We start from the raw sequence: 13,251 nt of genomic DNA, 5'->3' as shown, positions 1-13,251 counted from the left end.
TGTGAACATCTCCCACCGTACACCGATCAGTGAAGGGGCCCGTCATGCAGAAAGCGCGGCCTTTGACACCGGCCGGTCGCCGCATCGTGGCGGCCGCCGAGGAGCTGTTCTACAGCCGCGGCATCACAGCGGTCGGTGTGGATCTGATCGCCGAGCACTCAGGTGTGACCAAGCGGACCCTGTACAACCAGTTCGGTTCGAAAGACCACCTCGTGGCGGCCTACCTCACGGAACGCGACCAGCGGTGGCGGTCACTTGTCCGTGCCGCCGTTGACGCCGGCAACACTCCCGCCGAGGCCGTCACCGCCCCCTTCGAGGCACTGCGGACCTGGAGCGAGACCAACACCCGCGGATGCGCCTTCATCAACGCGCTGGCCGAAATCCCGGACCCCTCGCATCCCGCGTACCGCATCGCCGCGAACCAGAAGCTCTGGCTGCTGAACCTGTTCGAGGAACTCGCCGCCGCGGCGGGCTGCTCGCACCCGGCCACCCTCGCCACTCAACTCCTCGTGCTGCACGAGGGTGCTGTCGCCACGCAGCCCCTCCCGTTCGACAGCCTTCCGGAGAGCACTGCCCTGGCACGAGTCCTGGTTCAAGCCGGCACATCGCCCCGCCGGTAGAGCGTTGGGGACAAGGTGCTGTTGTCCGGCCGGATGGGGCGGCGCGCGGAGCACCTCGCGGTTTCGGTCCGCCCAGTCCGCTCAGTCCGCCCACATACGGACCAGGAGCCGGTGCCGCAACGGCTCGTGCGGGTCGGTGAAGGCGGTTCTGCCGTGCAGCACCGCCTTGTTGCACACCAGCAAGAAGTCGCCCCGCCGCAGCGGGATTCGCAGCGCCATCCGCGGATCGGCCAGAACCCCGTCGAACGCCTCCAGGGCAGCCAGGTACTCGGCCGACAACGCCACGCCCGCCTCGCGCCGGCCACGTTCGATGTGGTGGCGGTTGTAGAACACCTCCAGCGCGTCCGACGTACTGGACCCACCGGAACGGCGCCGGAATACGGGAAAGAACCGCTCGAATCCGTCTCCCCTCCCGAAGTGCACCTTCTCGTACAGATGACGCAGGAGAGCGGGTTGTTCGGCCAGCAGCCGGTCATGGACGGCGGCTCCGCTGACCAGCATCGACTCGCCCCCGCTCGTGGCCGGCCGGACGCACAGCAGACCGAGCACGCGCGGCGGCTCCTGCTGCGGAGACCTGTCCATATGAGGTGGCAACGCGCGGTCGTCACGGTCCTGATCCGGAACCGGCACCTGTCCCCTGGCCCGCGCATCGGCCGTCACCAGCTCGTCCGTCGCTTCCCCGCAGGGCCGCACCGTACCCAGCAGCCCGCCGAACCGCCGGGCCGACTCGACGCATTCCGCGTCGGTCAACCCCTCAAGCTCCACGCCACGCACGACGGCGAAGCCGGGCCCCTCCCGCAGGCGCCGGTCGACGTACGTGGCCACATCCTCCAAGGCGTCCCGACCGGCCCTGTCGGTAACGCCGCCTCCGTACCACGGGAGTCGCACCAGCCAGTCGTCCTCCCGCAGGGACTCCCCGTCCCACAGCAAACCTCCACCAGCAGGGACGAGTTCCGTCACGCAGTGCCCCCTTGACCTTGTACGGGATCCTCAACCGACGCGGGACACAGGGATCCTGCCCCGGAAATCAGGAATGAGACCGGGCCGTCATCGTCGCGCCGGTCTACGTCGCTGTGGGGCCGGCCGCGTCAGCATGATCGAGGGTGGGCGTACCTGCCTCCTGAACTCGCCCGGGGTACGACCGTGCGCGGCGGCTGACGCCCTATGGCGCGAGCCCCACAAAGAGTGTACGTTCGTACGCTCCGGCTGTAGGGTCCCCGCATGAGTGTTGACGTACTGCGCCGGCCCGCTTCGGCCGAACGGCAGGCTCGCGTAGCCGTTGCCGTGCTCTTCTTCACCAACGGAGCTCTGTTCGCCAACCTTCTGCCGAGGTATCCGCAGATCAAGGCGGATCTCGACATCGGCAACGCCGCCTACGGGCTGGCCGTCGCGGCGTTCCCCGCGGGCGCCATCGCGGCCGGTCTCGCGGCCGGGGTGGCCATCCGGTGGCTGGGCTCGGCGCGGACGGCGGTGGCCGGAACCCTGGTGACCGGCGTGGGGATCCTCGCCGCGGGGCTGGCCGACTCGGTGGTGATGTTCGCGGCGGCGCTGTTCCTGGCCGGGGCGGCGGACTCGATCACCGACGTCGCGCAGAACGCCCACGGGCTGCGGGTGCAGCGCCGCTACGGACGCTCCATCATCAACTCCTTCCATGCCGTCTGGTCCATCGGCGCCGTCGTCGGTGGCTCCATGGCCGCCGCGGCGATCACGCTCGGTCTCTCGCGGGGGCAGCATCTGGCGGTCTCGGCCGTGGTGTTCGCGATCACCGCGTGCGTCGCCCTGCGGTTCTGTCTGCCGGGCCCCGACACCGAGCCGCCCGGGGAGACCGACGACGGCCGGGAGGCGGTCCGGCCGGAGCGTGCGGCAGCGGGGCCGCGCGCCGTTTACGTGCTGGCCGCGCTCGTCCTCATCGCCACGGCCGGCACGCTCGTCGAGGACGCGGGGAGTTCCTGGGCGACGCTCTACCTCTCCGACTCGCTCGACGCCTCGGTGACGCTCGCGGCCTGCGGCTTCATCGCCCTGGTGGGAGCTCAGTTCATCGGCCGCCTCCTGGGCGACCGGCTCGTCGACCGCTTCGGCCAGCGCACCGTGGCCCGCGCGGGCGGCCTCATCGCGGCGGCCGGCATGGGCCTGGCGCTGGCCGTTCCCACCGTGCCCGGCACGATCCTCGGTTTCGCCGCCGCCGGATTCGGGGTGGCGACGCTGATTCCCGCGGCGATGCACGAAGCCGACGAACTGCCCGGCCTCAAGGCCGGTTCGGGCCTGGCCATCGTCTCCTGGCTCATGCGCCTGGGCTTCCTGGTCTCCCCGCCCGTCGTCGGGCTGATCGCCGACGCCACCAGCCTCCGGGCGGGTCTGCTGGTGGTGCCCCTCGCCGGACTGCTCGCGCTCCTGCTCGCGGGAGTGCTGCAGGCCCGGAAACGGTAGGCCTCCCGGGCGTACGACGCTCGGGGCCGTACCCCGCCCCGAGTGTACGATCGTACGCATGCCGATGGACCACTTCGCCCAGGACCCCCGCACGAACCTCGAACGCATGCTGGCGGGCGATCCCTACATCGCCGACGACCCCGAGATCGCCCGTCGGCAGCAGCAAGCCGTACGCCTGGCCGCCCGCTACCAGGCCGCCTACGTCGAAGACGCCGACGCCGCGCGGCCGATCCTCGCCGAACTGCTCGGCTCCCTGGGCGAGGAGGCACACGTACGGCCACCGCTCCATGTCGACTACGGCAGCAACATCACCGTCGGCGCGCGCACCTTCGTCAACGTCAATCTGACCGCGCTGGACGTCGCGGCGATCACCATCGGCGAGGACTGCCAGATCGGGCCGAACGTCCAACTGCTCACCCCCACCCACCCCTTGGAACCGCGGCCCCGCCGCGACAAACTGGAAGCAGCCCGCCCGATCACCATCGGGAACAATGTGTGGCTCGGCGGAGGCGCCATCGTCCTGCCCGGCGTGAGCATCGGGGACAACTCCGTCATCGGCGCCGGCGCGGTGGTGACGAAGGACGTGCCCGCCGGCGTCGTCGCCGTGGGCAACCCCGCCCGCCCGGTCCGGACCCTCTGAGAGACTCCTGCCATGGCGACCGGACACACCGACCCGCGGCGGCGCGAACGTATCATCGCCGCCACCCTCGACCTCATCGCCGAGGAGGGGGTCGCCGGCGTCTCCCACCGGAAGATCGCCACGCGCGCCGGCGTCCCCCTGGGATCGATGACCTACCACTTCAGCGGCATGGAGGAATTGCTCCGGGACGCGTTCGGCCGCTTCGCCGACCACATCGTCGCCGTCTTCGACGCCCACCTCGCCGCCCCCACCGACCGCGACCAGGCATGCGAGGCGGTGACGGACCTCGTTCACGTCCTGTCCGAGGGAAGCCAGCGCGACCTCGTACTCTCCCAGGAGTTGTACACCCTCGCCGCCCGCCAACCCGTCTACCGGGAGATCACCCACGAGTGGATGCGCCGCAGCCGCGTCCACCTGGAGAAACACTTCGACCCCGACACGGCGCGCCAACTCGACGCGCTCATCGAGGGATTGACCCTCCACCGAGCCCTGTCGCGCGAACCCCACGACCGCGCACTGACCCGTGAGGCCATCGCCCGGATCACCACGACAGCGGGACGCACAGAGCCGGCCTGACCGGCGGCCCCCGCGGACCGCGGTCAGTCCGAGCCGGATCCGTCGGGCGGGTCGGCGGTGGTGGCCGCGTCCCGCAGCGCGTCCAACAGGCCGCGCAGGGCGGGCTGTTCCAGGGCGATCGCCCGTACGGCGGCGAAGATCACGCGGACCGGTTCGGGGTTGCGGACCGGTCGTACGACCACGCCGGGGTGCTGGTTGCGCAGCCCCAGCCGCGGCATCAGGCCGACGCCGAGACCGGCGGCGACGAAGCCCTGCGCGGTGGCGTAGTCCTCGCTCTGGATGACGAAGTCGGGGCTGAAGCCGGCCGCCGCGCAGGAGTCGATCACCGGCTCCAGGCAGGGCCCGGGCGGCTCGCTGCCCACCCACTGCTCGCCCGAGAGTTCGTTCAGGCCGATGCTCTCCCGGTCGGCGAGCGGGTGACCGAGGGGCAGTACGGCGGCGTACGGGTCGTCGAGGAGATGGACGAGCCGGAAGCCGTCGCCGACACGGTCCCGCGCCCCGACGACCACGGCCAGATCGGCCCGGCCCCGCGCCACGTCCTGGAACGGGTCGTCCGGGTCGGCGAGTTCGAGGTCGATACGGACCCCGGGGTGCTCGGCCCGGAGTCCGGCCAGGGCGGGCGCCACCAGGGTGGAACCGGCCGTGGCGAAGTAGCGGACCGACAGGCGGCCGGTGCGTCCGGCGCGCAGGTCGGCGAGGGCGCTCTCCGCCTGGGCGACCGCCGAGCTGATCAGGCCCGCGTGCTCGGTGAGCAGCAGTCCGGCGGCCGTGGGGCGCACCCCGCGGCCGACCCGCTCCAGCAGCGCCGTACCGGCCTGTTTCTCCAGCGCCGCCACCTGCTGGCTGACGGCGGACGGCGTGTAGCCGAGGTGGGCCGCGGCGGCGGTGACCGTACCGCTGGTGACCACCGCGCGCAGGACCTGCAGTCGCCTCACATCAAGCATGTAGCACAGCTTAACAGAACAGGTAGAACCATTTGCTTGTCCTCAAAGCTTGACTGAGGCACCTTCGAAGAGCCGGGAACGTCCGAACCAGGAACGACTGAACCGGGCACGACCGAACCGAAGACCACCAGAGCGAAAACACCGGACCGAGAACACCGGACCGAAAACACCGAACCGGGAATCACCGAACCGGGAATCACCGAACCGGGTGGAGGAACCATCGTGAACAGCAGCACACGGAGCCTGCGGGGCGGACTGCGGGTGGCCGTGCTCGCCCTGCTGTGGGGCTCGACGTTCCTCTGGATCGAGCTGGCGCTGCGGGGGCTCTCGCCGCTCCAGGTCACCTTCGTCCGATGCGCCCTCGGCGCGCTCGTCCTCCTCGTCGCCTGCTACGCGACGGGGCATCGGATGCCCCGGGGCCTCACCCTCTGGCGGCACATCGTCGTCGCGGCCTTCTTCTGCAACGCCCTGCCGTTCGCACTGTTCAGCCTGGGGCAGCAGAGCGTCGGCTCCGGTCTCGCGGGCGCTCTGAACGCCACGACCCCGCTCTGGTCGATCGCCCTGGGGCTCGCCCTCGGCACGGAACGCGGACTCCGCCCCGTACGCCTGGTGGGCCTCCTGCTCGGCTTCGCCGGCACGGTCGTCATCTTCGCCCCCTGGCAGACCACCGGGGCCACTGGCTGGGGCGCCCTCGCCATCCTCGGCGGCGCCGCCAGCTACGCCGTCGCCTTCACCTACATGGGGCGCACCCTGGTCCGTAAGGGCACCCCCACCCTCTCGCTCTCCGCGGCGCAGCTCATCGCCGCGAGCGGACTGACCGCCGTCGCCCTGCCGATCGGCGGCCTGGAGTCGATCGACCCCGGCCCGACGGCCGTGATCGCGGCCGTCGTTCTCAGCGTCTTCTGCACCGCGATCACCTTCCACCTCACCTACCGCATCGTCAACGACGAGGGCGCCACCAACGCCGCCGTGGTCGGCTACCTGCTGCCCGTCGTCTCCGTGCTGCTCGGCGCGGTCGTCCTGGGCGAGGTCATCGGCGTACGGGTGGTCCTGGGCATGGCCGTCGTCCTCGTCGGTGTCGGGATGACCCGGCGGCAGTCGGGACCGACCGCGAGTTCCACGAGTACGCCGACCCGCACCCTACCGGCCGTCCGATCCGACCCGGATGTCCCGCACCTTGACGAAAGGGCAGCTCTGGCGCCCGCGGAGGCAGCGGTCGGCGGCGTTACGGGGCAGGAGCACGGACGGCTGCGGCAGGCGCAGCGCGCGCTGGACCACGGCGCTGGAGGCCCGGCACACCATGGCCCTCGCCCGAACCCTCAGCGCCGGAACAACGTGAGCGTGCGGCCAACGAAAGCAACATAGGTGACAATGTCGGCACGAGCGCTGAGGAGAGGCCGGGCATGCGGGTAGCGGTGGCGGGCGGGACCGGGCTGGTCGGGCGGCTGGTGGTCGAGGAGCTGGCCGCGGCCGGTCAGGAGCCGGTGGTGCTGGCCCGGTCGCGAGGTGTGGACCTCGTCTCGGGTGCGGGGCTCGACGCGGCCATGACGGGCGTGGACGTGGTCGTCGACGTGAGCAACGTGACGACCATGAGCGGCAAGAAGGCCGTCTCGTTCTTCGACAGCGTCGGCCGCACTCTCCTGGCCGCCGGTGAGCGGGCCGGGGTACGCCACCATGTCGCGTTGTCGATCGTCGGCATCGACCGGGTCGGGCACGGCTACTACCAGGGGAAACTGCGTCAGGAGAGCGTGGTGAAGGGCGGTCCGACGCCGTGGACGGTGCTGCGGGCCACGCAGTTCCACGAGTTCGTGGAACAGACCCTCGACCTGGTCCCGAGTCCGCTCGCGGTGGTGCCCCGGATGCGGACCCAGCCGGTCGCGGCCCGCGAGGTCGCCCAGCACCTGGTCCGTCTCGCCCTGGCCCCGGCGCAGGGCATGGCCCCCGAGCTCGCCGGACCGCGGGTCGAGCAGCTCGTCGACCTGGCGCGCCGGCTGCTGCGGGCCACGCACCAGCGGCGCCTGCTGGTGCCGGTCCGGCTCCCCGGCGCCACGGGCGCGGCCATGGCGGGCGACGGCCAGCTTCCGACCGGACCGGGCCCCCGGGGCCGTCAGACCTTCGACGAATGGCTCGCCCACCGCAGGAGGAACCCCAGTGCTTCGCGGGAGGGCGAGTCGGGCGGGGCGGTGTAGGCGACGAGGAGTTGGGGTGGGTGTCGACGGTGAACTGCTGGACATCGAGGGTGAGCCTGCCGACGACCGGATGGGCGTAGGTCTTGGTGAGCTGTCGTGGCCCGCGTACCTGATGGCCGGCCCACCAGGTACGGAAGTCCGGCTCCCTGGCGCCGAGTTCATCGACCAGGGCGGCCGGCGCCGGGTCGTGCGGGGTGCGGCCCGCCGCCGTCCGCAGGACGGCGTCGCACTCGCGGGCGGTGCGGGGCCAGTCCGCGTACAGGGCCCGGAAGGGGGCGTCGAGAAAGGTACGCAGCAGTCCGCCGCGACCGCGCAGCGCCTCAACGACGCGATGAAGAGGCTGCGCGCCCAGCCTGCGCGCCGAATCGGGACAGCACGCGACCGGCCCGCCCCCGACGCCGACGCGCTCGTCGCGCGGGTCGGGGGCGCCGTCGCCGAGGTCCGCGCCGCCGGCGGCACCGTCGGCCCTGTCCGCGTCGCCTTCACCGAGGACGACTGGGCGGCGGTCCCCGCGACCAACAGGTCGTTCAGCGCGGTCGCCGCGGCGAAGATGCTGCACCACGAGGACACCGCCTGCCGGATCGACGAGCGGCTCGCGCCCGAGGACGGCGACAGCGTCGTACGCAAGGTCCGCTACGGCTCGTTCTCCACCACCGATCTCCACGGGCGGCTGAGCGACCGCGGCATCGACACCCTGGTGCTCGCGGGCATCAGCACCAGTGGTGTCGTACTGTCCACGCTCATCGACGCCGCCGACCGCGACTACCGCCTCTACGTCCTGTCCGACGGTGTCGCCGACCCCGACCCGGAAATCCACCGCGTCCTGCTCGACAAGGTGTTCCCGTCCCGGGCCCACGTCATCGACACCGCCGGGCTGCGCGCGCTGCTGCGGTCCGCCTGACACGGCGGACCGCAGCTCACCGCATGGGTGATCGTCAGGAATTCTCGATGGTGATGAAGGGGTCCCATTGGAAGTACCCCTGCAATTTCCGATGGCGGTCCAGGATCTGGAAGTAGAAGTGGTACACGACCTTGCCGGGCTTTTTGACGGTCGTCCGCCAGTAATGGTCCTCGTAGTTCTGCGTCACGAATTCCGGCCTGCCCTCGGACCCCTCTTTCGGCATCGGATAGATGCCGTCGATGACTTCGATCTCCGGGGTCCTGATGAGCTGGTGTCCGCTGTCGCTGCTCACGTATTTGTACAGCAGTGCCTTGTAGTCGCTGCTGAGCGACAGCGTCGTCTCCCGCCACCTGATGCTGTCCCCGGGTTCGGCCCGGAGGTTCAGCTCGGCCCCCGACGTCCCGACGATGTGGTCGTGGCGCGTCGTCATGTAGATCAGGGCGTGGTCGACCTGCGTCGGCGCCTCCGGGTTCCTCGACGCGTTGGGATTCCGCTCGACGATCGTGGCCGCGTCGAACGCGATCAGTACGTTGAGATCAGCCATTTCCTGTCCCTTCCGCAAACAAGACTTTCCTGACCAGGTTTTCCTGGCAGGACGTGCGGGTTGCCTGTCCTCAGGCCGCTCCGGAGGGTTTCGGCACCTTGTACGCCATCGCTCGCGGGTAGTCGTGCCGGTGCAGGCGTACGCGGACCAGCAGCGGTCCCGCGTTGACCGGGTCGGTCGGGTCGGTGAGGCGGGTCAGCAGGTCGTCCAGTTCTGAGGTGTGGGCGATGCTGATCCCGGTCGCCGGGGTCTCCTTGCCGGTGAAGACGTCCGCGAGGCGGTCGTAGTGCCACGGGTGGAGGACGTTGTAGAAGTCCGCGCGGTCCGGGGCGGCGGAGCCCTGCTCGGCGTAGTAGGACGGGTGCACCAGCATCTGCTCGATGCCGTAGAAGTGTCCGTTGTCCATGACGAACACCACCGACCGCAGCCCGAGCCGGGTGTGGGTGGAGATCTCCTGGCACGTCTCCTGGAAGGCGCCGTCGCCGACGAACACCATCGGGCGGGCGTGCCCGCGTTCGGGGGCGAGCGCGGCGCCGGTGGCCGCGCCGACCGACCAGCCGATGGAGAGCCAACTGATCTGCGACAGGAACCCGCCCGCGGGCAGGGACAGGTTCATCGAGCCGATGAGGGAGAACGCGGCGTCGGAGACGACCGTCCAGTTCTGCCGGGTCTCCTGGCCGAGGAAGTGGTTGATCCGGTCGAACAGGCCGTCGTAGGTGAGCCGTTCGGCAGGCCGGGACGACGAGCCGCTGATACGGAGCGAGGCGCGGTGGAGCTCCAGGCCGGCGGGGAGGCCGTCGGGCGCTCCGTGGTGGGCGTGGGCCTCGGCGTAGTAGTCGGCGTCCAGGCCCCCGGAGCCGTACCGGTTCACCAGCGCGTCCTGGAGGGCGGGCAGGAGCTGTTCGAGCTGGACGTCGGGGAAGTAGGAAGTGCCCACGCTGACACCGCCGTTCGCCGCCATCACCCAGTCGCCGCCGACGTACTGTTCGCCGCCCACGTTCTTCGACGTGGCCCACGCACCGAGCCCGATCCGGCAGGTGGCCCAGTCCTTGAAGATCCGGTGCACGTCCGGGTGGCTGGCCCGTCCGTTGTACACACCGTGGAACCGCGGCAGGTCCTCCTCGACGACGGCCTTGGCTCCGACGGTGGTGCAGAACGGCACTCCGGTGGCCTCCACCAGGTCGGTGAGCTGCCCGCCGAGGCGGAACCGGTCGATCTCCTCACCGGCCCACACGATCGGGCGGGGCCTGCCGTCCGGTCCCGGGTGCTCCTCGACCAGGGTGAGGATCGCGTTCACGGCGTGGTCGAGCATGGGCTGGTTGCGGGCGCTGAACGGCCGCTCGCGCCGGATGATCGGCTCCCCCGGCTCGGGGCAGGGCTCGTCCCACAGGTCCTCCATGACCTCCAGGTAGACCGGCCTGCGCTCGGAGAGGCACGCGGTGAGGGCGGCGTCGATCTGCCCGCCGGCGAGGCCCGGGTTGGAGATGACCTGCGCGTCCACGGTGACCTGCCGGTAGACGTCCAGGTTGCTCTCCGCGCGCGGGCTCATGTGGGAGGTGAGCATGCCGAGAGCACGGTAGTTCTGCCACTGCTCGTAGGGCGGGGAGGCGTTGATCGCGACGAGCGGGATCTGCTCGACGTAGGCGCCGCCGCAGGCGCCCAGCAGGTTGAACGCGCCGACGCTGTAGGTGACCGCCGCCGCGCCGATGCCGTGGATACGGGCGTAGGCGTCGGCGGCCTGGCCCGCGCCGCCCTCGGTCGGCGTACCGACCCACTCGATGTCGCCCTCGGCGCGCAGGGTGGTCAGGAACGGGCCGAGGTGGTTGCCGGGGACGCCGAACAGGTGGGTGATGCCCAACTCGGCCAGCCGCAGGGCGAGATAGCGGGCGACCGTGCACCGGGGGGTGATCGCGGTCACGAGCTGCCCTCCGTGTCCGGGCCCGGCGTGGTGACGGGCGGGGCCTGATGGACGGCGGCGGCGGCACGGACGGCGCTCTCCAAGGCGCCCTCGATCCAGGCGTGTTTGAGGGAGGTGTGCTCCCCGGCGAAGTGCACGGGGCCTTCGGGCCGGGGCACGTCCAGGTGGAAGCTGGTCATCTGGTGCGCGGTGTAGGTGGCCGCCTCGCCGAAGGCGTACGGGTCGCGGGCCCAGCTCTTGGTGGCGCCCCGCCCGGTGAAGAACACCTCGATGCGCCGGCCGTGCAGGGCCTGGAGGTTGCGCAGGGCGTAGAGGTAGCGCTCCGTGTCGCGCATGGAGTCCCAGCGCGCGGCGTCGTCGGACCAGCAGTACGCGGCGAGGACCACGCCGCCGGTGCTGCCGTCGACCCGGTGCGAGGGGTAGTACATGAACCGGTTGGGGTTGTCGGCGGCGGAGCCGCCTCCGAAGCTGCGTGTGGCGGGGCGTACGGCGGGGCCACGCAGCGGCATGGTGCTGTTGAGCTGCCGCATCTCCTCGGTGACACCGCTGTCCTTGACCGCGGCACCGAGCAGATCGGCGTCCGCGGTGGTGGGTGTGAGGGCGGGATCGGTGTCCGCCCCGGTGTTCAGCCGGTAGTTCTCGTACGCGCCCGGTGCGATGTTCTCCAGTTCGTCGCGCCAGTCGTCCTCGGTGAACTCCCACCACCGGTGGCTGAACTCCAGGAGCACCTTGGTGGCCTGGTCGTAGTGGGTCTCGATGACGGCGCGGCGCTTCTTGTACGACATCGAGGGGACGATCTCCACGAAGCGCAGGGCGGAGAACGGGATGGTGACGATCGCCAGGTCCGCGGTCCACAGGCGGGGCAGGGCCCGCGGGTCGTTCTCGGCGACGGTCTGTACGGCCACGCCCCATCCGTCGGGTCCGACGGCGCCGGTGCCCTCGGGGTCGGCGTCCCTGCTGGGGTCGTGGTATTCGAGGCGGATCATCCGGTGGCCGAGTCGCACCTCGTCGCGCAGGCCCTGGTGGAGGGCGTGCGGCAGGCGCCAACTGCCGCCGGGTATCTCCCAGTAGCGGACGGTGGGGTTGATGTCGCTGCGGCTCAGGAAGCTGTGGAAGAAGGAGAGGTGGAGCCGTGAGGACATGTTCTCCAGGGTTCCGACGGCCTCGATCGCCTCGTCGCTGAGCCCGGCGTGGTCGCGCAGGAAGCCGCCCATCGAGTAGCCGTCGAAGTCGTGGATGACGCGGGCCCAGCCCTCGACCCACGCGTCGAACGGCTTGTTGACGCGTTTCCCGTCGACGAGGTCGGAGTAGTAGTCGCGCACGCATTCCAGCGCGTCGTCGACCATCTTCACGACGGGGGCGCGGACTTCGTCGGCGGTGAGGTGGAAGCCCTCGTTGATCCGTTCCGGAGTGGTGGCGTATTCGGCCCGCCGCACCTGGACGCGGTTGGCGCGGATCCAGGAGTTGCCCCGCTTGTCGGGTTCGCGGAAGTCGGGGCTGTCGTCGCCGTAGGTCCATGTCCGGCCGGTGAAGGAGGTGTACGTGACCGGGGGGACGGGGACGTCGGGTTCGCTGCCGGTGGCGGGGTCCACGTCCACGTTGTAGAACTGGCGGCGTCCGAGCCCGAGTTTGTCGACGAGGGCGAGGACGAGCGGGTGGAAGTCGGGCAGCCGCATCGCGCCGGCCTCGGCGTACTGGGCGGGGTCGTCGAAGGGCTGGTGGTGCTTGGTGGCGCGGATGGTCTTGATGCGTCCGCCGACGCGGCCGGCGTTGGCCTCGATGATGGTGACGTCGTGGCCGGCGTCCTTGAGCAGGCGGCCGGCGACGAGGCCGGTGATGCCGGCGCCGATGACGAGGATCTTCTTGCGCGGGTGGTGGGTGGGGCCGAGGCGGCCCGTGTCGATCAGAGTGTGGAGATAGTCGAGTTTGAGGTCCTTGTCGTCCTGCCCGACGAGGAGGAGTTCGCGGGCGAGCCTGAGACATGTCTGCCAGCGCGCACGGGTGGCGGAGTTGTCCCGTGGTATGTCGGTCATAGCTGACGATCGTAGATACGAAGAAACGGTTTCCCGGTTCCTCCGGCAGGTAAAGTCCTAAAAACACCGATCGTGCTGGTTGACGGAATTTCGACTTGCTCGGATTTCCTTTATACGAACCCGAAGTTTCGCCAGAGACGGAAGGGAACGGAAGGGAACGGGGAGCGAATCCGAGGCGCGGATGCGCACGCGGAATATAAAATTCCCAAGGCCCCGACCATAACGCTCCCGACGGGGACACCGGCACATTCGGCCTTGAGCCTCCGTTTCCCCTCGGCGAGTTGGCCGCATTGCGGCCGGGTTCACCGCGCGCAGGACGGTGCGGACAGGGCGCGGCGCGGCGCGGACACGGCGTGGTGCGGTGCGTCCTGGAGCAGCCCGCGGAGCAACGCGGGTCGCCCCGGTGACGCGAGGCGCCTCGGGCGCCACGGCTGACCGCGAGGCAGCCCGCGCGAAGCG

12 protein-coding genes and 1 pseudogene are annotated in these 13,251 nt (G+C 70.6%); 7 read left to right on the top strand and 6 right to left on the bottom strand.

What is annotated here, in order from left to right:
* Positions 1–44: 44 nt before the first annotated feature.
* Positions 45–620, top strand: coding sequence for a TetR/AcrR family transcriptional regulator (locus ACIBJC_RS29200; protein ID WP_399297504.1), 576 nt, complete (start codon positions 45–47; stop codon positions 618–620).
* A gap of 81 nt (positions 621–701) precedes the next feature.
* Here ACIBJC_RS29200 and ACIBJC_RS29195 read toward each other — a convergent pair whose 3' ends face one another.
* Positions 702–1,580 carry a TauD/TfdA family dioxygenase gene (locus ACIBJC_RS29195; RefSeq protein ID WP_399297502.1) on the bottom strand — a complete coding sequence of 293 codons (879 nt, stop codon included), beginning with the start codon at positions 1,578–1,580 and terminating at the stop codon, positions 702–704.
* Between the two features lie 261 nt (positions 1,581–1,841).
* On the opposite strand from ACIBJC_RS29195, the gene ACIBJC_RS29190 reads away from it, so the two are divergent.
* From ACIBJC_RS29190 to ACIBJC_RS29180, 3 genes are read left to right on the top strand one after another with little or no spacing between them, the layout of a single operon-like run.
* Positions 1,842–3,047 carry an MFS transporter gene (locus tag ACIBJC_RS29190; protein ID WP_399297500.1) on the top strand — a complete coding sequence of 402 codons (1,206 nt, stop codon included), beginning with the start codon at positions 1,842–1,844 and terminating at the stop codon, positions 3,045–3,047.
* Between the two features lie 58 nt (positions 3,048–3,105).
* On the top strand, positions 3,106–3,687 hold the full coding sequence (locus ACIBJC_RS29185) for a sugar O-acetyltransferase (RefSeq protein WP_399297498.1): 582 nt from the start codon (positions 3,106–3,108) through the stop codon (positions 3,685–3,687).
* Positions 3,688–3,699: 12 nt separating this feature from the next.
* Positions 3,700–4,263, top strand: coding sequence for a TetR/AcrR family transcriptional regulator (locus ACIBJC_RS29180; protein ID WP_399297496.1), 564 nt, complete (start codon positions 3,700–3,702; stop codon positions 4,261–4,263).
* A gap of 23 nt (positions 4,264–4,286) precedes the next feature.
* Here the strand turns inward: ACIBJC_RS29180 and ACIBJC_RS29175 are convergent, their stop codons facing one another.
* Positions 4,287–5,207, bottom strand: coding sequence for a LysR family transcriptional regulator (locus tag ACIBJC_RS29175; protein ID WP_399297494.1), 921 nt, complete (start codon positions 5,205–5,207; stop codon positions 4,287–4,289).
* Positions 5,208–5,429: 222 nt separating this feature from the next.
* Here ACIBJC_RS29175 and ACIBJC_RS29170 point away from each other — a divergent pair, with 222 nt between their 5' ends.
* Both ACIBJC_RS29170 and ACIBJC_RS29165 read left to right on the top strand, forming a co-directional pair.
* Positions 5,430–6,572, top strand: a complete 1,143-nt coding sequence (locus tag ACIBJC_RS29170) for a DMT family transporter (RefSeq protein WP_399297492.1) — start codon at positions 5,430–5,432, stop codon at positions 6,570–6,572.
* A 38-nt stretch (positions 6,573–6,610) separates the two neighbouring features.
* A complete protein-coding gene (locus ACIBJC_RS29165) occupies positions 6,611–7,396 on the top strand; it encodes an SDR family oxidoreductase (protein WP_399297490.1) in 786 nt (261 codons plus the stop codon).
* 70 nt (positions 7,397–7,466) lie between these two features.
* Here the strand turns inward: ACIBJC_RS29165 and ACIBJC_RS29160 are convergent.
* A pseudogene (locus tag ACIBJC_RS29160) lies at positions 7,467–7,658 on the bottom strand (transcriptional regulator); the annotation flags it as partial.
* 69 nt (positions 7,659–7,727) lie between these two features.
* On the opposite strand from ACIBJC_RS29160, the gene ACIBJC_RS29155 reads away from it, so the two are divergent.
* Positions 7,728–8,297: a cysteine hydrolase family protein gene (locus ACIBJC_RS29155; RefSeq protein ID WP_399297828.1), complete on the top strand. Its 570-nt coding sequence runs from the start codon at positions 7,728–7,730 to the stop codon at positions 8,295–8,297.
* A 34-nt stretch (positions 8,298–8,331) separates the two neighbouring features.
* On the opposite strand, the gene ACIBJC_RS29150 is transcribed toward ACIBJC_RS29155, so the two are convergent.
* The 3 genes from ACIBJC_RS29150 to ACIBJC_RS29140 form a co-directional block, all read right to left on the bottom strand.
* On the bottom strand, positions 8,332–8,841 hold the full coding sequence (locus ACIBJC_RS29150; protein ID WP_399297488.1) for an inclusion body family protein: 510 nt from the start codon (positions 8,839–8,841) through the stop codon (positions 8,332–8,334).
* A 70-nt stretch (positions 8,842–8,911) separates the two neighbouring features.
* Entirely contained in the window at positions 8,912–10,759 is a 1,848-nt protein-coding gene (locus ACIBJC_RS29145; RefSeq protein WP_399297486.1) for a thiamine pyrophosphate-binding protein, read from the bottom strand.
* Positions 10,756–12,792: a flavin monoamine oxidase family protein gene (locus tag ACIBJC_RS29140; RefSeq protein WP_399297484.1), complete on the bottom strand. Its 2,037-nt coding sequence runs from the start codon at positions 12,790–12,792 to the stop codon at positions 10,756–10,758. The genes ACIBJC_RS29145 and ACIBJC_RS29140 overlap by 4 nt, the downstream gene beginning before the upstream one ends.
* Positions 12,793–13,251: the final 459 nt, after the last annotated feature.

Origin of the sequence: Streptomyces sp. NPDC050509, from assembly GCF_044457965.1 — a bacterium.
Taxonomy (GTDB): domain Bacteria; phylum Actinomycetota; class Actinomycetes; order Streptomycetales; family Streptomycetaceae; genus Streptomyces.
This window is presented reverse-complemented; position numbering and strand designations above follow the sequence as displayed.